This is a genomic window from Metabacillus sp. KJ11-3 (genome assembly GCF_055808295.1).
The window spans coordinates 3,336,511-3,357,655 of the sequence record NZ_CM147865.1 but is presented as its reverse complement, the minus strand read 5'-3'; the positions used below and the strand labels follow the sequence as shown (position 1 = coordinate 3,357,655).

General features: G+C 35.7%; 18 protein-coding genes. 16 read left to right on the top strand and 2 right to left on the bottom strand.

The genetic code is table 11. The features are described from left to right. Positions 1-51 precede the first annotated feature (51 nt). Genes fucU through AC0L8O_RS16845 form a run of 3 tightly spaced genes read left to right on the top strand, consistent with a single transcriptional unit; the run spans position 52 to position 1,991 of the window. The gene (fucU, locus tag AC0L8O_RS16855; protein ID WP_026559759.1) at positions 52-483 is read left to right on the top strand and encodes an L-fucose mutarotase; all 432 of its coding nucleotides are present in this window, start codon (positions 52-54) and stop codon (positions 481-483) included. Between the two features lie 30 nt (positions 484-513). After that, complete coding sequence (locus AC0L8O_RS16850; protein ID WP_473443933.1) at positions 514-1,200, top strand: alpha-L-fucosidase; 687 nt, start codon at positions 514-516, stop codon at positions 1,198-1,200. Further along, positions 1,179-1,991: an alpha-L-fucosidase gene (locus AC0L8O_RS16845; RefSeq protein ID WP_473443931.1), complete on the top strand. Its 813-nt coding sequence runs from the start codon at positions 1,179-1,181 to the stop codon at positions 1,989-1,991. Before AC0L8O_RS16850 ends, AC0L8O_RS16845 begins: the two co-directional genes overlap by 22 nt. Positions 1,992-2,155: 164 nt before the next feature. Here the strand turns inward: AC0L8O_RS16845 and AC0L8O_RS16840 are convergent, their stop codons facing one another. Beyond that, positions 2,156-2,974, bottom strand: a complete 819-nt coding sequence (locus tag AC0L8O_RS16840) for a helix-turn-helix domain-containing protein (RefSeq protein WP_051475460.1) — start codon at positions 2,972-2,974, stop codon at positions 2,156-2,158. 181 nt (positions 2,975-3,155) lie between these two features. Between AC0L8O_RS16840 and AC0L8O_RS16835 the strand changes: the two genes are divergently transcribed. From AC0L8O_RS16835 to AC0L8O_RS16825, 3 genes are read left to right on the top strand one after another with little or no spacing between them, the layout of a single operon-like run. Continuing rightward, a complete protein-coding gene (locus AC0L8O_RS16835) occupies positions 3,156-3,548 on the top strand; it encodes a phytanoyl-CoA dioxygenase family protein (protein ID WP_473443929.1) in 393 nt (130 codons plus the stop codon). Continuing rightward, positions 3,545-3,976: a phytanoyl-CoA dioxygenase family protein gene (locus AC0L8O_RS16830; protein ID WP_473443927.1), complete on the top strand. Its 432-nt coding sequence runs from the start codon at positions 3,545-3,547 to the stop codon at positions 3,974-3,976. The genes AC0L8O_RS16835 and AC0L8O_RS16830 overlap by 4 nt, the downstream gene beginning before the upstream one ends. Before the next feature lie 46 nt (positions 3,977-4,022). Continuing rightward, entirely contained in the window at positions 4,023-4,877 is an 855-nt protein-coding gene (locus tag AC0L8O_RS16825) for a sugar phosphate isomerase/epimerase family protein (protein ID WP_473443925.1), read from the top strand. A gap of 147 nt (positions 4,878-5,024) precedes the next feature. Here the strand turns inward: AC0L8O_RS16825 and AC0L8O_RS16820 are convergent, their stop codons facing one another. Further along, positions 5,025-5,789, bottom strand: coding sequence for an IclR family transcriptional regulator (locus AC0L8O_RS16820; protein WP_026559762.1), 765 nt, complete (start codon positions 5,787-5,789; stop codon positions 5,025-5,027). Between the two features lie 369 nt (positions 5,790-6,158). Here AC0L8O_RS16820 and AC0L8O_RS16815 point away from each other — a divergent pair, with 369 nt between their 5' ends. The 10 genes from AC0L8O_RS16815 (at position 6,159) to AC0L8O_RS16770 (ending at position 21,134) form a co-directional block, all read left to right on the top strand. Next, positions 6,159-8,141: a YjhG/YagF family D-xylonate dehydratase gene (locus AC0L8O_RS16815; RefSeq protein WP_026559763.1), complete on the top strand. Its 1,983-nt coding sequence runs from the start codon at positions 6,159-6,161 to the stop codon at positions 8,139-8,141. A gap of 137 nt (positions 8,142-8,278) precedes the next feature. After that, entirely contained in the window at positions 8,279-9,898 is a 1,620-nt protein-coding gene (locus AC0L8O_RS16810) for a glycoside hydrolase family 43 protein (protein WP_051475462.1), read from the top strand. Between the two features lie 425 nt (positions 9,899-10,323). After that, entirely contained in the window at positions 10,324-10,965 is a 642-nt protein-coding gene (locus AC0L8O_RS16805) for a YesL family protein (protein WP_026559764.1), read from the top strand. Positions 10,966-11,054: 89 nt separating this feature from the next. After that, positions 11,055-12,602 (top strand): response regulator, encoded by a 1,548-nt coding sequence (locus AC0L8O_RS16800; protein WP_034332126.1) that lies wholly within the window; start codon positions 11,055-11,057, stop codon positions 12,600-12,602. Between the two features lie 26 nt (positions 12,603-12,628). Then, positions 12,629-14,380 carry a sensor histidine kinase gene (locus AC0L8O_RS16795; protein ID WP_026559766.1) on the top strand — a complete coding sequence of 584 codons (1,752 nt, stop codon included), beginning with the start codon at positions 12,629-12,631 and terminating at the stop codon, positions 14,378-14,380. A 425-nt stretch (positions 14,381-14,805) separates the two neighbouring features. Next, positions 14,806-16,452, top strand: a complete 1,647-nt coding sequence (locus AC0L8O_RS16790) for an extracellular solute-binding protein (protein ID WP_026559767.1) — start codon at positions 14,806-14,808, stop codon at positions 16,450-16,452. Positions 16,453-16,545: 93 nt separating this feature from the next. Beyond that, on the top strand, positions 16,546-17,520 hold the full coding sequence (locus tag AC0L8O_RS16785) for an ABC transporter permease (RefSeq protein ID WP_026559768.1): 975 nt from the start codon (positions 16,546-16,548) through the stop codon (positions 17,518-17,520). Positions 17,521-17,534: 14 nt separating this feature from the next. Continuing rightward, a complete protein-coding gene (locus AC0L8O_RS16780) occupies positions 17,535-18,449 on the top strand; it encodes a carbohydrate ABC transporter permease (RefSeq protein WP_026559769.1) in 915 nt (304 codons plus the stop codon). A 61-nt stretch (positions 18,450-18,510) separates the two neighbouring features. Further along, positions 18,511-19,521 carry an endo-1,4-beta-xylanase gene (locus AC0L8O_RS16775; RefSeq protein WP_026559770.1) on the top strand — a complete coding sequence of 337 codons (1,011 nt, stop codon included), beginning with the start codon at positions 18,511-18,513 and terminating at the stop codon, positions 19,519-19,521. 35 nt (positions 19,522-19,556) lie between these two features. Beyond that, positions 19,557-21,134: a glycoside hydrolase family 43 protein gene (locus tag AC0L8O_RS16770; protein ID WP_232230115.1), complete on the top strand. Its 1,578-nt coding sequence runs from the start codon at positions 19,557-19,559 to the stop codon at positions 21,132-21,134. The last annotated feature ends 11 nt before the right edge of the window (positions 21,135-21,145 follow it).

The window sequence follows — 21,145 nt, the reverse complement described above, 5'->3', positions numbered from 1 at the left end:
GCTGTGAAGTCTTTAGAAAAATAAAACTGATAGATTAGGAGTATATGAAACATGTTAAAAGGGATACCAAAAATCATTTCACCTGAGCTATTAAAAATATTAATGGAAATGGGACATGGAGATGAAATCGTACTTGCTGATGGAAACTTCCCTTCAGCAAGTCATAATAGTAAAGTGATCCGCTATGATGGGAATAGAACAACAGAGTTATTAGAATCGATTTTAGAGTTATTTCCAATTGATACATATACGAAACATCCCATTACCCTAATGGAAGTTGTTGAGGGAGATCCTGTTAAAACACCAATTTGGGATGAGTATAAAACGATCATAGCCAAACAAATGTCAATAGACATTCCCTTTGAATACGTAGAGAGATTTTCTTTTTACGAAAGAGCAAAAAATGCCTTTGCCATAATTGCAACTGGTGAAAGAGCCCTTTATGCAAACATTATTCTCAAAAAAGGTGTTATTTCCGAATAAGTTTTACTTACCGTTAAAGGAGGAAAGACGATGGCCGATGAAAAATATACAAATTATTTAAATGAAATTGATCGAGTAGTGAAAGGGGGGAAATTTGATGACAATTGGGATTCACTTTCACAGTACGAGTTAGCAAAGTGGTATCGTGATGCAAAATTCGGCATTTTTATTCACTGGGGAGTCTATTCAGTTCCCGCTTTTGGAAGTGAATGGTACTCAAGAAATATGTATATTCAAGGGTCAAAAGAATTTGAACATCATGTAAAAACTTATGGCCATCATAAGGAATTTGGCTATAAAGATTTTATCCCGCTATTTAAAGCAGAATGCTTTGATCCAGAGGAATGGGCAGACCTTTTTAAGGAAGCCGGAGCCCGGTACGTTATGCCTGTTGCAGAACATCACGATGGGTTTCAAATGTATAAGAGTGAATATTCTCATTTCAATGCATCGGAAATGGGGCCTAAACGAGATATCCTGGGGGAATTAGGTCATGCATTAGAAAAAAGAGACATTTCACATGTGCTTCCTCCCATAGAATTGAACATTGTTTTTTTATGGGCCATGGTAAAGAATTCGATAGTGACATTAAAGAACCACTTTCGAGGGGAGATTTTTATTGGGCGGCTATGCCGGAACCTAATCATCAAGACTTATTTAGTCCTTCCCCATCAAAGGAATTTCTTGAGGATTGGTTGGTACGTACTTGTGAAATAGTTGATCGTTATCGTCCTAAAATCATGTATTTTGATTGGTGGATACAGCACCATTCAGTAAAACCATATCTTAAAAAATTCGCTGCATTTTATTATAATCGTGCTGATGAATGGGGCATGGAGGTTGCTATTAACTATAAACATGATGCCTTTATGTTTGGAAGTGCAGTAGTAGATATAGAAAGAGGACAGTTTTCAGAACAGAAGCCTTATTTTTGGCAAACAGATACGTCTGTAGCCAAAAACTCATGGTGCTATACCGAAAATAATGATTATAAATCTGCCAATGAGATTATATGTGACCTTGTTGATATCGTGAGTAAAAATGGTAGTTTATTATTGAATATTGGACCAAAAGCAGATGGAACGATACCTGATGAAGATAAATCTATATTGCTCGAGATTGGAAATTGGCTAAAAGTGAATGGTGAAGCTATTTATGATAGTAAAGTGTGGAGGAAGTCTGGTGAGGGACCTACAGAAATTCAAGAGGGACAGTTTACAGATAGTAAATCTAAAGAATTCACTTCAGAAGATATACGGTTTACTGTAAAGGGCTCATGTCTTTATGCAACAGTAATGAAGTATCCGGAGGATGGAAAAGTAAATATCCAATCTCTTGCAGAAAAAGACGCATCAAAGCTACCTCATTTTCATGGGATAATTAAAGACATTTCTATTTTGGGATTTGATGAAAAACCAAGTTGGAATCGGAATGAAGAAGGTCTGGAAATTACTACAGATCACGTTAGTAGTGATAAGCCTGTTGTATTCAAACTATTGATTGATTAGTTTTAGCCTTGTAATGAGTGAAAGTATGATGTACTGGGGAATTAGACTTATTTTTTGAAGGATTACACTCCTAAATTAACTTTATAGGCAAATAGTATTTGAAAAAATTCCATCATCCTCTGACTAATGGGACCATTAATTTGGCTCCGTTAGTCGGAGGATTTTTAATTTAAAGATTGAAGCCTTATCTTTTTATACTCTCTTGGTGAAACACCATAACGCTTACGAAAATGTATAGCAAAATAGTTATAGTTTTGATATCCAACCTCATAGGCAATCTCGGATGCAGATCGATCAGTATGTTCGAGCAGGAGGGCAGCTTGATTTAGCCTCATTTGTTTCAATGTATCAAGAATTGAATGTCCGACATTTTCTTTAAATAAATGAGACAGTCTTGAAGGAGATAAGTTTACACTTTTGGCTAATTTATTAATGCTAATAGAATCCTTCATTTGTTTGGAAAGTATATGTAGAACCTCTTCAATACGTGAATCCAACGTTTGCTCATGTCTTTGAGCAATTAATAATAGAACTTCTTTTAGAGAAAGTTCACATAACTCATACCAATACTTCTGCCTCTCTCGATAATCTTGAATCAGCTTTTCAAAGGATTGCTTGATCCTATTGCGAATATATTCGTTTTCTATTGTAAGATTTACAAGGCCTTTATCTGATAGATAATGGGTTTCAAACAGTTCAGGAGAAAAGTGGGCCCAGAAAAAATGCCATGTTTTCCCCCTGCTTGTTCCATATTGGTGGGGAACCATTGGCTTTAATAATGTCACATCCCCTTGACTGCATATTATCTGTTCATCCGCTGTCTTAAAGTAACCTTCCCCATCAAGAGTAAATGTAATCAACCAATCGCCCATTCCGGATTGCCTTTTCGTTTGATACGTGTCCTTAACGAGAAAATGACCGGCAATGAATACATGGGATTCAGGGTAAGCAACATAATCAGATGGTAAATCTATATCCGCCATGCATATTCCTCCTTGGGATTTATGTAAACCCTTTTATCCTTTCAATATATCACACTGGTTCTTTTAAAGAATAGCAGGATTGTTATAGTTTTTAGTTGTTTTATTACTTCAACAAGAATGAAAAAAAATTTACACTTGTTTATAAAGAAACACATTTATGATGATAAAGGAGATGGGAGTAGTGGCAACAAAGTTAAAGGCGATTACACCTGAACAAAGAGAACAGTTCGAACAAGCTGGATATTTAATTGTGAAAGAAGTATTTACGAAAGAAGAAATGAAAGAGCTTGATGAAAATTTTATGGAAATGAGTAATGATGTCATTCCTGGTTGTTTTGAGCCTGATCTGGATCAATCATTAATAGATGGTGAAGAAGATCCGCTAAAACGGTATCCCAGAATGATGCATCCACACCGAGTTAATGATGTTGCAATGAGATATATGTTACATCCAAAGGTAATGAAGATACTAAATGATTTATTTGGCGAAGCGGCGTTGGCCGCTCAAAGTATGTTTTACTTTAAACCCCTCGAGCGCGTGGGCAGGCTCTCCATCAGGATAACTTTTATTTGAAAGTAGAACCAGGGACTTGTATTGCAGCATGGACTGCGGTTGAGCGTGCTGATCAAGAAAATGGTACATTACTCGTCGTGCCGAAAACGAATAACGATGATATTTATTGTCCCGAAAAAGCGGATGCGAAGGAATCTTTTACCACTCACTATGTAAAAGTTCCAAAAGGCTTAAAAGCTGAACCAGCTATATTAGATGCAGGAGATGTTTTGTTTTTTAATGGAAATTTGATTCACGGTTCCTATCGTAATAAAACGAAGGATAGATTTAGAAAATCATTTATTTGCCATTATGCGGGAGAGTCAACGACAAAGATTGGAAGTTTTTATAGCCCATTATTTCGAGAGAATGGAAGTAAGGTAGAACCGGATACAAATCAGGATTCAGGTCCATGTGGAGAGGTATTTGATGCTGAATACCCTCATTAAGTGATGATGATAGAACAATAGAAATGAAAAGAATGGAGATGAAAAGGTGAAAATCGATATCCAACAGTCTTGGTGGGCTATGAATGGACTAGGAAATGGTCGAAGAGAATGGACGATAGAGGAAAAGTTTGAAAAAATCGCTGAAGCAGGCTTTACGGGTATCATGGGTGAGCTTCCAAAAGAAAATGAAAAGGTAAAGTGGAGACGCTTACTTGATGAATATCAATTTAGCTTCGGAATCCATTCCTTTCCATCCAAAAGGGAAGATCTTCAACAGTTACTAGTAGAAGCAAAAGAATTTGGAGTCCAATACGTGAATTCCCAGGTAATGGATGATTTTATTATTGGTGAAGAAGCAGTTCAGTTATTAAAAAATCTTGTAGACGAGGCAAAAAAGGCAAATATCCCATATTTTGTGGAAACTCATCGGGGGAGGATTACCCAGGATTTAATTCGAACAGTGAACTATGTAAATGAAATTCCAGATCTACGTTTAACAATCGATTTATCACATTATGTAGTGGCTGGAGAAGGGTGTCATTCTGCTAAAGCAGAAGAATGTTTTGATAGATTATTAAAAAGAACATCCTCCATTCATGCACGTGTATCAAATGGGCATCAAATACAAATAGACATTGGAGCAGATGGCAGCCATCCAATTACGGAACGATTTGTTCAATGGTGGGAGAAAGGAATGTCATACTGGTTGCAGGAAGCAAAACAAGGTGATGTTCTTCCGCTTGTCTGTGAGCTTGGACCTCCTGATTATTCAATTACAAAACTATCATCTACTAATCCGAAAGAAATATCAGATCGTTGGGAGCAGGCGATTGTATTTAAGCGTATCTTGGAAGGAGCATGGGAAAGGGTAGTTCAAAGCCGCTTATCCGGTACAAAGTAAGCTTCTTACGTATGATCAGCTTGTATACAAAGGTAACTAAGTGATAGGAAGTATCTACCTCGAAGTTGTAACATTAAAGGCCAATTTGGAATTGAGGCGAAGAACGCCACCTATTCCAAATTGGCTTATTTGTCGCTAAATACGTACTTAATCAGGTAATCCATATCTTACATGGTCAGATAACTCATGGCCTACTTTTTTAAGTAGAATAATAAACTCTTCAAGCTTCTGATCATTCACACTAGACACTAAGGTTGAAATACTAACCGCAGCAAGTACCTGATTATTATGATTTTTGATAGGGACTGCTATACAACGGACTCCTATTTCGTTTTCTTGGTTATCTACTGCATATCCAAGTTGACGTACCTTTTTTAGCTCTTCCAAAAGATTCAGTTCATTTGTAATTGTTTTTGTTGTAGACGAAGTGTATTCATAGTCCTGTAACAATTGAGTAATCATTTCTGGCTTTTGGAGTGACAAGAGTACTTTTCCAATCGCTGTAGAGTGAAGAGGGATTCTCCGGCCTATTCGGGAATAGCGGATCACTGATTTTTCTCCTTCTTCTTTATCGATGTAAACCCCTGCGTTTCCATCCAATATACCGAGATGAGTAGTTTGACCTGTGCGTTTCGAAAGATCAATAAGGTAACTTTTCGCAATCTTTCTAATATCAATTGTGCTTATAACTAAATTCCCTCTCTCGACAAGTTTTAATCCAAGCCTGTACTTGCCGTTTTCAGGATTTTGATCGATATATCCGGACTCCTGAAGTGTTTTTAATAAGGAGTGGACAGTACTTTTATGGAGACCCATTCTTTCACTTATATCCGTAATTTTAAGTTCATTTGTATGTTCATTAAATAGATCTAAAATCTTAAGAGAACGTTGGACAGATTGGATAATAGGCATATTTTTCTTTTTAACCTCTTATTTAAAAGTTTAAGTAGTGTTCGAAAAAACACAAACACTTCTTATTGTAATTTTACAGTAATATAATCATTATGAAATTGCAATCAAGAACTGAATTCTTTTCATAAAGTAGAGGAGAAATGAAGTAGATAATTTAGCCAATTAATCCCAATGTAAGTGTTTACTTTTTGGGGGTTTATGCTATAATCAACACAAGAAATTTATATAATAGCATTGTGTTTTATAATATAAAACAAATTTGGTTAAAAGAGAGATGATCATGAACAATTCAAAAAGTTTATAGGAGTTCATTCCTCCGTTATCCACAATTTTTGATGAAAATAATCAACTTAATCTGGAGTGATTAATATGTCATTACATTCGATCTTTGGTGAAGAACAACAGTCTCTTTATGAAGTGAAAACACATGCTAAAGGACCAATCGGTGCTCTTCCTCTTACCGCACAGATGCTTGAAGATTCCCCTAGTGGAGATCTATTCGGACTTACTCAAAATGTTGGTATGGGTTGGGAACCTAAGGATCTTCTTGGAAAACAAGTTTTGATTCTAGGTACGAAAGGCGGCATCCGGGATTATGATGGAAGTCCAATCGCTTTAGGATATCACACAGGACATTGGGAAGTAGATTTATTAATGATAGAAGCTGCAAAAGAAATTCGAGAACGAAATGGTGTCCCTTTTGCAGGATTTGTTAGCGATCCTTGTGATGGTCGTTCACAAGGTACGTTAGGGATGTTTGATTCCTTTCCTTTTAGAAATGATGCAGCGATTGTATACCGCCGTCTAATAAGGTCACTTCCAACTCGGCGTGCAGTGATTGGGGTGGCTACCTGTGATAAAGGGTTACCAGCAATGATGATTGCCCTTGCTGGAATGCATGATTTACCAACTGTAATTGTTCCTGGAGGTGTAACGCTTCCACCAACAGTTGGTGAAGATGCAGGGAAAATACAAACGATTGGTGCGAGATTTGCAAACAAAGAAATCAGTTTGAAGGAAGCTGCTGAACTTGGTTGTGTCGCATGTGCAACACCAGGTGGTGGGTGTCAGTTCCTGGGTACAGCCGCTACTGCACAGGTCGTTGCCGAGGCATTGGGTTTAGCCATTACTCATTCAGCTCTTGCTCCATCTGGTCAGCCGATTTGGGCAGAAATGGCAAGACAGTCTGCACGTGCAATATTAGAAATGGAGAAAAATAAAACAACGACAAAGGATATTATTACGGATAAAGCGATTGAAAATGCAATGGTCGTCCATGCGGCATTTGGAGGATCAACAAATCTCTTACTTCATATTCCGGCTATTGCCCATGCGGCAAAATGTAAGATTCCTACTGTAGAAGATTGGGTTAGAATTAACAAGAAAACTCCGCGTTTGGTAAGCGTACTTCCAAATGGACCGGATAATCATCCAACCGTAAGAGTATTTTTAGCAGGTGGAGTTCCGGAGGTTATGCTTCATTTACGAAAATTAGGGCTTTTACATGAAGATGTTTTAACTGTTACAGGAAATACCCTTGGGGAGAATCTAGACTGGTGGGAGCAATCAGAACGACGTGCTCAGATAAGAAAGCGTTTAATTGATGCGGATGGGATTCACCCTGATGAAGTGATTATGAATCCGATAAAAGCGAGAGAAAGAGGTTTAACTTCTACAGTAACATTCCCTACAGGAAATATTGCACCGGAAGGTTCTGTCATCAAGTCAACATCTATCGATCCTAGTAGAGTAGGAGAAGACGGGGTATACCGTCATACTGGAGTAGCGAAGATTTTCACGTCAGAAAAATCAGCTATAAAAGCCATTAAAACAGGTGGAATTGTAGCAGGAGATATAATGGTGGTTATGGGGGGAGGCCCTTCAGGAACAGGAATGGAAGAAACATATCAGTTAACATCAGCATTGAAGTATCTACCTTTTGGTAAATATGTGTCACTCATTACAGATGCTCGTTTTTCCGGAGTTTCAACAGGTGCATGTATTGGTCATGTTGGCCCAGAGGCATTGGGGGGCGGTCCTATTGGGAAATTACGAGATGGAGATATGATTGAGATCATAGTTGATTGTTATGCATTGACAGGTTCTGTTAACTTTGTCGGAACGAAAGATGCAAGGATTTCAATAGAAGAAGCAACAAAAATATTAACGATACGTGAGCCGCATCCTGACCTTAAACCACACCAGGATCTTCCTGATGACACTAGACTGTGGGCTGCATTACAGGCAGTAAGTGGAGGTACATGGCGTGGAAGTGTATATGATACAGATCGAATTATTGAGGTATTAGAAGCTGGTATGAAAGCAATGGAAAAGGAAAAAGAACAAGTTTAACTATAAGTGTAGTTTAATGAGAATAATATTTTGATATATATATAGGATATTTCCTTTTAACCTATTATGACTTTTGTTAAAGGAAAGAGTCACTCTATATGGTTTATAAGTCTTTAAAATAGGAAAGGAAGAGATTTATGAATAAAATAGTAAACCCCGTATTGCGAGGATATCATCCGGATCCCTGCATAATAAGAGTTGAAGATGATTATTATATTGCAGTTTCTACATTTGAATGGTTTCCCGGAGTTCAAATTTACCACTCAAAGGATATGGTGAACTGGAGACTCCTTACTTATCCATTAACGCGCACTAGTCAATTGAATATGATAGGAAATGTTAATTCAGGTGGAGTTTGGGCTCCTGCATTAAGTTATTCTGATGGACTATTTTATTTAATATATACGGATGTAAAAAGTAGAATGGGAGCTTTTAAAGACACCCATAATTATATGATAACGGCTGAAAATATTGAAGGACCATGGTCTGAGCCAATATATTTAAACAGTAGCGGATTTGACCCTTCCTTATTCCATGAAGAGGATGGAACAAAATGGTTGGTGAATATGATTTGGGATCATCGTAAAGGGAAGAATTCTTTTGCAGGAATCGTCATGCAGGAATATTCTGTTGAAGAAAAAAGATTAGTAGGTCCTGTTAAAAATATTTTTAAGGGTACTAGTATTGGATTAACAGAGGCTCCGCATATCTATAAAAGAAATGGTTACTACTATTTAGTTACCGCAGAAGGTGGTACTTGGTACACCCATTCAGTAACTGTTGCTAGATCGAAGTCTTTACACGGTCCATATGAAGTAGACCCTATGAATCCTATTCTTACATCAAATCAAAATGATATGAGCCAATTACAAAAAGCAGGACATGCTAGTTTTGTAGAAACACAGAATGGAGAATGGTATATGGCTCATTTGTGTGGACGTCCTGTTGTTGATAAAAAGTGTATCTTAGGTCGTGAAACAGCGATACAAAAATGTTATTGGACGGAGGATAATTGGATTCGTGTGGAAGGTGGTCCACATCCAAAGATTGAAGTAGAAGCACCTGATTTAGAACATCATCCATTTGAAATAGAAAATAACTATGATGATTTTCAGGAGACTTCTTTGAAAAAATATTGGAATTCTCTCAGAAGAGATTTCAATAAAGATTGGATTTCTTTAGAGGAACGAAAAGGATATTTAACAATTAAAGGTGGAGAATCCATGCAATCTACTCACCACCAAAGTCTATTAGCTCGAAGATTGGAAAGTTTTCAGGTGGAAGTTGAAACAGAAATAGAATTCAATCCGGATCAATTTCAACAAATGGCAGGTCTTATCATTTATTATGATACTGAAGATTATGTATATCTCCGTATAACGCATCACGAGGAGCTTGGAAAATGTATAGGAATTATTGAATCAAAACATGGGAAATACGATGAGCTGTTAGAGAAGGATGTTCCACTAAATTCATTGGAAGGAACAAAATTAAAAGCAAAAATTGATAAACAGTGGCTGCAGTTTTACTATAAGGAAGTTACTGGAGAGTGGCAAGAAATCGGGCCAAAAGTAGATATAAGTCATCTTTCAGATGACGATGCAGATTATATTCGTTTTACAGGAACATTTATTGGTATGTGTGTACAAGATTTAAGTGGACAACGAAAAGCAGGGTACTTTAAATATTTTGATTATATGAATTTAAACCTTTCTGAGAACAATGGAAAAGATTATTTCGCAGTTTCAAAAAACTGATCGTTTAAATTAAATCGTTACTCAATTAAAAGAAAAAACTCCTATTAAAGATGTATTGCTCGTTTATTTCTTCCAGCAAAATCTTTCGTATAGGAGTTTTTGGGCTTGTGTAAGTCGATTTGAGAGAATAGAACAGTAGAAACAGTTGGAAATGATTGCAAATAAGTTGAGCTGATCTAAGTTTTTCAAAGTAAAATCTATAGTTTATAGGGTAATGGATAAAAGTTGAAAAAGGTATAATGTAAGTGCTTACAGTAATTGGATATTAGGTTGACCTAACTCCGAAATAAGATTAAATCTATTTGTCAAAGGAAATTTATATGCATTCTGAAAAGTAAGAAGGTTGATTTTGAGCTATCAGCCTTCTTATTTTCCATATAATCAGTTATTTATGGACTGATCATAAAGATGAAGGGAGTAAGGTAATGGGGAAAGTTCTCAATATAACAAAGTTTTATCTTCTGTTAGAATGGGTCATGTGGTTGGCATACATTAATTTGTTGTGGATCGGCAGTGCACTGATTGGGTTGATCGTATTTGGTATTTTCCCGGCAACAGTTGCAATGTTTACGGTTATTCGTCACTTGCTCCTAAAGGATACTACTGGTAAACAAATTTTAAAGACTTTTGCTCTAACTTATAAGAGAGAGTTCTTCAAGTCTAATGTCATCGGACTTATTTTCACAGCAATTGGTTATTTGTTATATCTTGATTTTTTATATATTCAAAATATGACTGGAACAACATATTATATGTTTCAAATAGGGTTGATTTTTATTAGTATCATCTATTTTATCTCTTTATTATATATTGTACCTGTTTATGTACATTATGATTTAAAATTCCATCAATATTTTAGACATGCTCTTTTAATTGGTATCCTTAGCCCTATCACGACTATGCTTATTGTAATAGGATTAACGATCCTTTATTTTCTGCTAGTTAAAATACCGGGATTAATCCCTTTAATAACAACCAGCACATTAGCTTTCATTATAATGGGTTGTGCATTAAACGGATTTCGTAGGTTAGAAGATAAGCAGCAATCAGCTAAGTCAACATTGTGAGTCTATTTGACTTCTAGTATGGTAAAATGAAAGCGTTATAAGTGTATGTGGTATATGCCGAAGGGCTCATAAGATTGGAGGAAATTGCTATGGCTTACAAAGTATTCTTAGTAGATGATGATCGATTTGTTCGCAAAGGATTAATTAATCTCATTGATTGGGAAAGCTGTGGCTTTAAAGTTTGTGCAGAAGCTGATAATGGAGAAGATGCCTTAGAGTACATCCAGTTGAATGATCCCGATCTGGTCATTACTGATATCAAGATGCCGGTGTTAGACGGCCTCGAGTTGATAAAGCAGACAGTAGAGTCAAAGAAATCTCCTCCAAACTTTATAATTATTACGGGATATAGTGATTTTAAATATGCTCAAAGGGCTGTTAAATATAGTGTCCATGATTTTATTTTAAAACCAGTTGATAAAGATGAGATTGAAGAGACACTTAAAAAGGTTGCAGAGAAGCATACGAAGAAGTTACAGGTAGACCGAAATAGAAATAATATTCTTGCTACCACCGCATTTAATGAATTATTAACTGGAGAATTAGAAGAAGATCACCGTCATGATTGTATGAAAAAGTTAAATATTAATCAAACAACAGGAATGGCGTATATGATTATTGAGGTAAATAATGTTATGGTAAATGCAGCTAAAATACGTGAAGTCATAAATAAAACGATTCATGGTGAAGACCTCCATTCTCCTACTTTATTTCGTGAACATGGCAATAATCGTATTGGCATACTAGTCAAAAGTGAGGAGATTCAGCAATTTAATGGGAACATTGTCCAATTTTCAGAAATAATAAAGACTGAGTTAATGAGCAGTTTGAATACGGATGTTTCTATATATGTCGGGAAAATTGTAAATGATCCCGATGAAATCAAGGAGACCTATGAAACAGCAGTAAAGACTTTACAATTCAAGTACTTGGAACCTTTAGAAAACCCCATTAATTATGGCAAAACAAAGGTGTCTGCTGTGAACTATATAGAGCTTGATCATGGTTTATACCATACACTCATGGAGCATATAGAAGAAAATCAAATTTCAAAAATAAAAAATTCAATCGATAAAATGTTTGAGCAATTTCAGGAAAAAGCGTTTGCGAAAGATGCAGTAAGAACGTCCATTAATCGGGTAGTTCATGAAGTAGTTAAAACGATCCAGTCGATGGATGGGGATGAAAAAAATATCCCCTCCCTTCAAACCATGATAAATTGGGACAACCTGCCTCGTACTTTACAAAAAATAAAAGAAATATTTTTAGAATTTATATTAGAAGCCGCAATACTTTTAAATCAATTGAATAAAGATTCTGGAAAATTAAATATACGTAGAATAAAAAAATATGTTGATACACATTACAGAGAAGACCTTACATTAAAGAGTATAGCTAATCAATTTTTTATGAACCCGGTCTATATGGGACAGTTATTTAAAAAAACGTATGGATTATACTTTAAAGATTATCTTTTACAAGTCCGTATCAGTGAAGCAAAGAAAAAGCTAAGACAAACGGATATGCGAATTTATCAGGTAGCTGAAAATGTGGGGTTTTCCAATTCAGATTATTTTGTCACTCAATTTGAAAAAACCACTGGTATGACACCAACTCAATATCGAAAAAAATTATAGCGAAAAATGACCGAGATGGAGTTACCATGAGGATATATAAGTTTAATAATCTAAATTTAAGAAACAAACTGCTCATCATATATATTTGTACTGTATTTATTCCAATTACTTTAACCCATATCGCGTATTATCATGTTACGACCACTAATGTTAGAACACAGAAAATGAATGATATGTCTCTTTCTGTGAAACAGATAGCGAATGATTTCCAAACATCTATAGATGATGCTGTCGGAATTTCCTCTATGATTTACACGGACTATGAACTATACAATCTTTTAGAAACGAAGTATAACTCATCGATAGATTTTATCCATGCTTATCACGATTTTTTTGGGGATATTAGTAAAGAAGTGTCACTTTATCCATCTGTTCATTCTATTAAACTTTACACAGATAATGATACTGTCATATATGCAGGTGGGATCAGTAAAATTGACACACTTGTTAAAGGTTCCACTTGGTATAAAGAATCAGAATTAATAAGAAGCTCCTACCCAGTTTTAATAAGAAGCGTTGGAGATTCAGGAAAACATGATATGTTTAGTTTAATAAGGGAAATGGATTATTTTGTTTCTAAGAATTCTACGCAAAAAATACTAGAGATAAATCTAGAAGCAGGATTAATGCATCGTATTTTTCATGATGTTACGTTTCCGGGAGAATTATATTTATTGAATGAAGAGGGTACTATCGAATATACGACAAATTCAAAGATTGATTGGTCTGAAAGCAAATATCCGTATAAGTCTGTTTCATTGCCTGATGATAAAGTTGTTTTTGAAGAGTCATATAATCTTCCTTATTTGAATAATTGGAAAGTGGTTGCTGTAACTCAAGAACATGTTTTACTTGAGGATATTAAAGGGTCACGGAATTTTATCCTTTATTTAGCACTTATTAATTTAGTTTTTCCATCTCTTTTTATCATTTATATAACAAGCTCCCTTCATTTACGAATCTTACGTATTTTAAGACATATGAGAAAGGTAGAAGATCAAAACTTTGAACTGATAGAAGGAGTAGATGATCAGGACGAAATTGGTGAACTTACACATGCGTTTAACAGGATGGCTTCTAAAATTAAGAGACTGATAAATGAAGTGTATGTCGCAGATATCCAAAAAAAGGACTTAGAATTACAACGAAAACAGGCACAATTAAGTGCCTTGCAAAGTCAAATTAATCCGCACTTTCTATTTAATGTTTTAGAAACTATTCGTATGAGAAGCATATTAAAAAAAGAAGATGAAACAGCAAAAATCATAGAAAACATTGCTAAAATGCTGAGAAAATCATTTATTTGGGGAAAAGATTGGGTTACAGTAGATGAAGAAATTTATTTAATTAAAAGTTTCCTAGAAATACAGCATTACCGATTCGATGATAAAATGCAATACCATATTGATATAGACCCGGAAGCTGCTAAGTGCCTTATCCCAAACATGTCACTCATCCCATTTGTAGAAAATGCCAGTATTCATGGTATTGAACCGATAAAAGGAAAAGGGATGATCATCATTTCAATCAAGCGTAATGATGATAAATTAGTATGTGAGATAAATGATAATGGGCAGGGAATGGAGACGGAAGAATATGACCAGGTCATGCAATCATTAGATGAGGTTGCAAACATTGGTGAACATGTTGGAATAAAAAATGTTTACTATCGTTTAAAATTACATTACTCTAATCAGTTTGAATTTAACATAATAAGCACAAAAGGTGTAGGAACAACAGTAAAAATTATTCTACCATTTTTTGAATACAAAACTTAATTTTTACTTTTTTTAGACATTAATAGAAAAACCATAACCAATGTGTGTCGAATTCTTTTTCGGTGTATATTGGTTTTTTATATTAATGACTGTTTTTGCAAAGGTTGTTACTTTTGAAACCTACTATTTTACTCTATAGTGGAAATGGAGCGGAAGACACTCGACTCCTGCGGGAAGTGAGGAGAGTCTGAGACCCCACAGGCGAAGCCGAAGAGGCTCAGATTCCTCCCTGACGCATGGAGTGTCTGAAGCGCAATGGTACGAACTATTTTCACTCGAAAACAACCATTTCAAAACATCACTAAAGTTTACAAAGTAAAAACTATACTTTGTCAGGTCACTTATAAATAGTGTCTAAGTTATAATGAAAGTGCTTACAACATTGATGTGAAGCAATAAGTAATCATTAAAAAGGGGGAGTTAAAGTGGTGAAAAGAAAGTCTCTAGTTTTGTTTTTAAGTCTTATGCTAGTGCTGTCCGTCGTAACGGCATGTACAAACAAAGAAAGTGCTGGACAAGAAGAAGGAGAAGTTTTTACTTACAAATTCTTTAATGCATCTTCAACTGGTAAAGACGTTAACACAGCTGATACCAAAATTGGAAAGATGTTTGAAGAAGCAACCGGAGTTAACTTTGATATTGAACATATCGTTGGAGATAGTAACCAAAAGATAGGGACAATGATAGCTAGTGGAGAATACCCGGAGTTACTGAATGCTCAAAACGCGACAAATGATGTTATTGATGCAGGAGGATTTGTACCACTTAATGATCTTATTGAGGAGCATGCTCCAAACCTTAGAAAATTGTATGATCCAATTTGGGAAAAAATGAAACTAGAGGATGGAAACATTTATATTCTTCCATCTGGTGTATCAAATGGATATATTAAGCCTCCAAATGTTGGACAAAGTGCATTTTGGATTAAACGTGAAGCATTAAAAGAACAAGGTTATCCGCATCCAAAAACGATAGATGAGTTTTTTGAAATTGTTGAAACATATGCTAAAGCACATCCTAAAACAGATGGTGCTGATACCATTCCTTATACATTATTACAATATGATTGGCATGTAGGACAACTTTTTGACCCTCCGGCCTTCTTATCAGGTGAACAGGAAGGAATAATGGTTGATGATGAAACATTGGAAGTATCTGTTCATCATAATCAGGATATTACAAAGAGATGGCTCAAAATATTAAATGAAGTAAATGCTAAAGGACTATTTGATAGAGAAGCCTTTACACAAAACTTTGATGAGTATCTAGCTAAAATTTCTTCAGGACGTGTTGTTGGATGGTTTGGACCACGTTGGGAATCAGGTACAGCATTAGACACACTTGAGCTAGATGATGATCCTTATAATGATTATATGGGCTTCCCGATTGTTTTTGAAGAAGGAATCAAAGATCAATATTTAAATCCGGAATCTACTGTGACTTCTCCGGGAATGGGACTAACGTCAGGTACTTCTGAAGAAGACCAGGTAAGAATTATCAAGTTTTTAGATCACATGGCAAAGGTTGATTCTCAAAAGTTAATTACATGGGGAATTGAAGGAGAAACGTATGAAGTAAATGAAGAAGGTCGTTATTATCGAACTCAGGAACAAATTGATTTAGTGAACAAAGAAGAATTTAGAGATGAATTTGGATTTAAAGCACTAGGTTGGTACTGGCCAATCATGAGCGGAACATTTGATGATGGTAACTCTGTTGATCCGGCTGTACAACCTGAGGTTGCCCAACTTGCTTATGATGAAGTGGACAAAGAGTTCTTAGAAGCCTATAACATTGAAACATTTACGGATTTATTCACTGAGCCTGATCCGGCACCATGGTTCCCGTTCTGGGATGCAGTGATCGAAACCGGTTCTGAAGCACAGTTATATGACCAACAGTCCCGTGATCTTATCAAACGGTCATACCCTGATATCATACTTGCAGATCCGTCTGACTTTGATGCGGAGTGGGATAAATTTAAGGGAGAATTTGATAAATTACCGTATGAAGCTTATGAAGATGTAATAGAAGCATCAGTTAAAAAGGAAGCTGAACTAATGGGCAAGTAGATAAGAATCTTAATGAAAAGGCTGAATGATCTATAGAGAGAAGTTCAGCCTTCTTCATTGTTCAATGATCAATTAGGAAGGGGAGGTCTTATAATGCAGGCACAAACAAAAGTAAAATCACATACGTCTCCAATTGTGCAACTAAATCAAGAAAAGGGAATGAAATCATTTATTAAAAAATGTCGGAGTCAAAAGGCATTATTATTAATGACATTGCCTTTTGTCATTTGGGTATTCATTTTTAAATATTTCCCTGTTTGGGGATGGTCAATGGCATTTCAGGATTTCAAACCAGCTCGATCTTTTTCAGAACAAGAATGGGTAGGGTTCAAACATTTCATTTTTCTATTTACTGATGATCGATTCTTAGGTGTTCTTAGAAACACATTGGCACAAAGTATTATTAATTTAGTTTTAGGATTTGTTACAGCAATTGGGTTAGCTCTATTAATCAATGAATTAACGAATTTAAAATTTAAAAAAGTTGTTCAGACTATTAGTTATTTACCTCACTTCCTCTCTTGGGTTGTAGCAGCAGCACTTGTTTCCTCTGTCTTGTCTATTGATGGAATCGTTAACGAAATATTGATGGGACTGAATATCATTGACAAGGAAATTCTTTGGCTAGGGAAAGGTGAATATTTCTGGGGGATTTTAGGTGCCTCAGAGGTATGGAAAAATGTAGGGTGGAATACGATCATTTATTTAGCCGCCATATCAATGATTGACCAAGAACAATATGAAGCAGCAAAAATTGATGGGGCTTCCCGTTTACAAAGAATTAGATATATTACCCTTCCAGGAATGAAGCAAGTCATTGTCATTCTTTTAATTATGAATATTGGGTATATCATTGAGGCAGGATTTGAAGCTCAATATCTATTAGGTAATGGTCAAAACATAGAGTTCTCAGAAAATATTGATGTATTTGTTATTAACTATGGTATTTCAATGTTCAATTTTTCATTGGCAACAGCAGCGGGAGTGTTTAAAACAGTTATAAGCTTGATATTCTTAATGGCAGCTAACTCATTCTCGAAAAAAATGGGCCAAGGCGGTTTATATTAAGGAGGGTGATAAAAATGTTAAGAGTTAGAAAAAGAAATAGTTTAATGAGAACGAGAGAAGATGTAGTCTTTGATACGTTTAATATCATGTTCATGATTTTACTTAGTGTCATTATGCTGTATCCTTTTATAAACCAAATTGCCCTTTCGTTGAATGCTGCAACAGATTCTGTGAAAGGTGGAATCTATTTATGGCCAAGAGAATTTACTTGGCGAAACTATGAATATGTTTTCAGTCAAGCATCGATTATACAGGCCATTTTCGTTTCTGTTGCTAGAACAGTTGTTGGTACAGGGGTTGGATTATTATGTACAGCTATGGTGGCCTATGCGATCGCTCAGGAAAAATTTGTTTTTAAAAAGTCTGTAACCATCATATTTATTATGACGATGTATTTTAATGGAGGGTTAATTCCAGGTTACCTTTTAATGAGGGATTTGCATTTAATCGGAACTTTTTGGGTGTATATTTTACCGGGATTAATAAGTGCATTCAATCTTATCATTATGCGCTCATTTATAGAAGGTCTTCCTAAGAGTCTTTTTGAACAAGCGCGAATTGACGGTGCAGGGGACTTTAGAGTGTTCTTTCAAATTGTGTTGCCTCTATCCTTACCGGTTTTAGCTACGGTAGCATTATTTGTTGCTGTGGGCCAGTGGAATCAATGGTTTGACGTATTTTTGTATAACTCAAGTAACGAGAATTTAACGACCTTGCAATATGAGTTAATGAAGATCCTTCAAAACACGGCAACTTCAAATGGAGATTGGAATACTGCTCAAGCAAGTGGTGAGCGTGCTGTCCAAGCTGTTACCCCTAAGTCTATTCAAGCTACTATGACCATTGTAGCAAGTCTCCCTATTATTTGTGTGTACCCGTTTTTACAAAAATACTTTGTTAAGGGTATGACATTAGGGGCTGTTAAGTAAATCCTATCATGTTTCCGGAATAACAAATTGGTTTTCTACTATATTTGAAGGAGCGATTCGGATGACAACATCTAAAGGTCAAATTGAAATCCCATCTCTTCATAAAGAATATGAAGATTACTTTCTTATGGGAGCAGCCGTAAATCCCTTAACGATTAAGTACCAAAAAGATTTGATTATTAAACATTTTAATAGTCTTACGGCAGAAAACGAAATGAAGTTTGAAAGCTTGCAAGCGGAAGAGGGAACTTTTACGTTTGATCAAGCAGATCAGCTTCTATCGTTTGCCAATGAATATGGGAAAAAAGTAAGGGGACATACTCTAGTTTGGCACAATCAAACACCTGATTGGGTCTTTACGAATAAAAATGGAAATCCTATTGATAGATACACCCTTTTAGAACGAATGAAAACCCATATTTCTACCGTAATGGAAAGATACAAAGGGCAAATCTATAGTTGGGATGTTGTAAACGAAGCTGTATCTGATTCTGGAGATAACTTGTTAAGAGATTCGAAATGGAAAGACATTGTTGGGGAGGATTTTATCGATAAAGCCTTTGAATATGCCCATCTGGCAGACCCTAATGCATTGTTGTTTTATAACGATTATAATGAGTCAAATCCGGAAAAAAGAGAAAAAATATATTCGTTGACAAAGGGATTAGTGGAAAGAGGAGTGCCAATTCATGGAATTGGTTTACAGGCACATTGGAATTTATATAGTCCTACTTTGGATCATATTAGAACTGCTATAGAGCGATATGCTTCTTTAGGATTACAGATTCATATTACAGAAATGGATGTTTCTGTATTTGGTTCTGATGATAAACGAACAGATGTAAAAGTCCCTACAGAAGAAATGATAGCTAAACAGACCGATCGCTACAACAGTTTTTTTGAACTATTACGAGAGTATTCTGACGTGATCACATCCGTTACCTTTTGGGGAGCAGCGGATGATTATACATGGCTCGACAATTTTCCAGTGCGTGGAAGAAAGAATTGGCCATTATTATTTAATGAACATCATCAACCAAAGGAATCTTTTTGGAAGGTGATTAATAGATAAGAGGTAAAAAGTATAGGTCGAGGGGATGTGTTATTGTGTGTAAAGAAAATCATTCTAATGGAACAATACCAACTCAACAAGAAGAGCGGATTTTTAAGAATCCGATTATCTGGACAGATATACCTGACCCAGATGTTATCAGGGTAAATGATGTTTACTATATGACAAGCACGACTATGTATTATAACCCCGGTGTTCCGATTATGAAATCCTATGACCTATTAAACTGGGAAATTGTGAATTATGTATACGATATCCTGGCAGATAATGAAGAACAAATACTTAGTAGTGGGAAAAACGAATATGGCAAAGGTTCCTGGGCAAGCAGCATCCGTTATCATCATAACACCTTTTATGTAACATTTGGTTCCTTGGCAACAGGTAAAACATATATCTATCAAACAAATGATATTGAAAAAGGTCCTTGGACATCTTCCGTACTAGATGAATACTATCATGATATGTCTTTATTATTTGATGATGATGGGCATGTGTATATGGTTTATGGTAATCATGATATCAAAGTGATTGAACTTACCGCTGATGCTACAGCTATCAAAGAAGGAGGACTTAATAAAGTAATCATTCCTCAGGCGAGTCTTGTTGCGAGTCCAAAGGAGGAAGTTGGTTTACCCGCAGAAGGAGCACATATACAAAAAATAAATGGAATGTACTATGTCTTTACTATTACATGGCCAAAAAATAGAAATCGAACTCAACTAGTACACCGTTCAGAAAAGATAGATGGAGAATATGAAGGAAGAGTTGCTTTTAACCATAAAGGGATTGCCCAGGGTGGGATCATCGACACGATAAATGGAGAATGGTATGGCTTATTGTTTCAAGATAGTGGTGCACTTGGACGGATACCATATCTTATCCCTATTACATGGGAAAATCAATGGCCAATTTTCGGAGAACAAGATAGCAGTTTGAAAAAAATGATGAGTCGAGATGGACGCGTGAGTGGTAAACAATATGTGGTGGATTCAGATGAATTCGACCTGACAACATCTTCATCAAAAGGTTTTTCTGATGGAGACTGCCATAAGCTTTTAAAAGTAGTATGGCAGTGGAATCACAATCCCGATCATCGCTTTTGGTCACTCACAGACCGCCCTGGTTTTTTGCGACTTACCACAGGAAACACATGCAAAAATATAGAAGAAGCAAGGAATACACTTACACAACGAACAATGGGTCCTGAATGTTCAGCGAAGGTAGCGTTGGAAATAACCAATATGAAGGATGGAGATCTTGCCGGTTTTGCTGCCTTTCAAAAAGACTATGGGTTTGTTGGTGTGCGGAAATCAGGAGATACTTGCTTTATTGTTATGATCAATAATAGTTTAGGAGATGGGAAAGAAATAGAAAGTATTCCCGTCAACCAGGATAGAGTGCATTTTAAAATTTATGTAGATTACCGGGATCAAGTAGATAAAGCTTATTTTTACTATAGTCTTGATGGGGAGAAGTGGAATTCTATAGGTAACATCCTTCAAATGAAATATAAATTAGATCATTTTGTAGGCTATCGTTTTGCTTTATTTAATTATGCAACAAAATTACCTGGTGGTTTTGTAGACTTTGATTATTTTAGGTTAGATGAATAGGTCTACTTAAC

Coding starts and splice junctions, on each gene's coding strand:
- fucU (WP_026559759.1), top strand. CDS start 52: ATGTTAAAAGGGATACCAAAAATCATTTCACCTGAGCTATTAAAAATA.
- AC0L8O_RS16850 (WP_473443933.1), top strand. CDS start 514: ATGGCCGATGAAAAATATACAAATTATTTAAATGAAATTGATCGAGTA.
- AC0L8O_RS16840 (WP_051475460.1), bottom strand. CDS start 2,974: ATGGCGGATATAGATTTACCATCTGATTATGTTGCTTACCCTGAATCC.
- AC0L8O_RS16820 (WP_026559762.1), bottom strand. CDS start 5,789: ATGCCTATTATCCAATCTGTCCAACGTTCTCTTAAGATTTTAGATCTA.
- AC0L8O_RS16815 (WP_026559763.1), top strand. CDS start 6,159: ATGTCATTACATTCGATCTTTGGTGAAGAACAACAGTCTCTTTATGAA.
- AC0L8O_RS16810 (WP_051475462.1), top strand. CDS start 8,279: ATGAATAAAATAGTAAACCCCGTATTGCGAGGATATCATCCGGATCCC.
- AC0L8O_RS16805 (WP_026559764.1), top strand. CDS start 10,324: ATGGGGAAAGTTCTCAATATAACAAAGTTTTATCTTCTGTTAGAATGG.
- AC0L8O_RS16800 (WP_034332126.1), top strand. CDS start 11,055: ATGGCTTACAAAGTATTCTTAGTAGATGATGATCGATTTGTTCGCAAA.
- AC0L8O_RS16795 (WP_026559766.1), top strand. CDS start 12,629: ATGAGGATATATAAGTTTAATAATCTAAATTTAAGAAACAAACTGCTC.
- AC0L8O_RS16785 (WP_026559768.1), top strand. CDS start 16,546: ATGCAGGCACAAACAAAAGTAAAATCACATACGTCTCCAATTGTGCAA.
- AC0L8O_RS16780 (WP_026559769.1), top strand. CDS start 17,535: ATGTTAAGAGTTAGAAAAAGAAATAGTTTAATGAGAACGAGAGAAGAT.
- AC0L8O_RS16775 (WP_026559770.1), top strand. CDS start 18,511: ATGACAACATCTAAAGGTCAAATTGAAATCCCATCTCTTCATAAAGAA.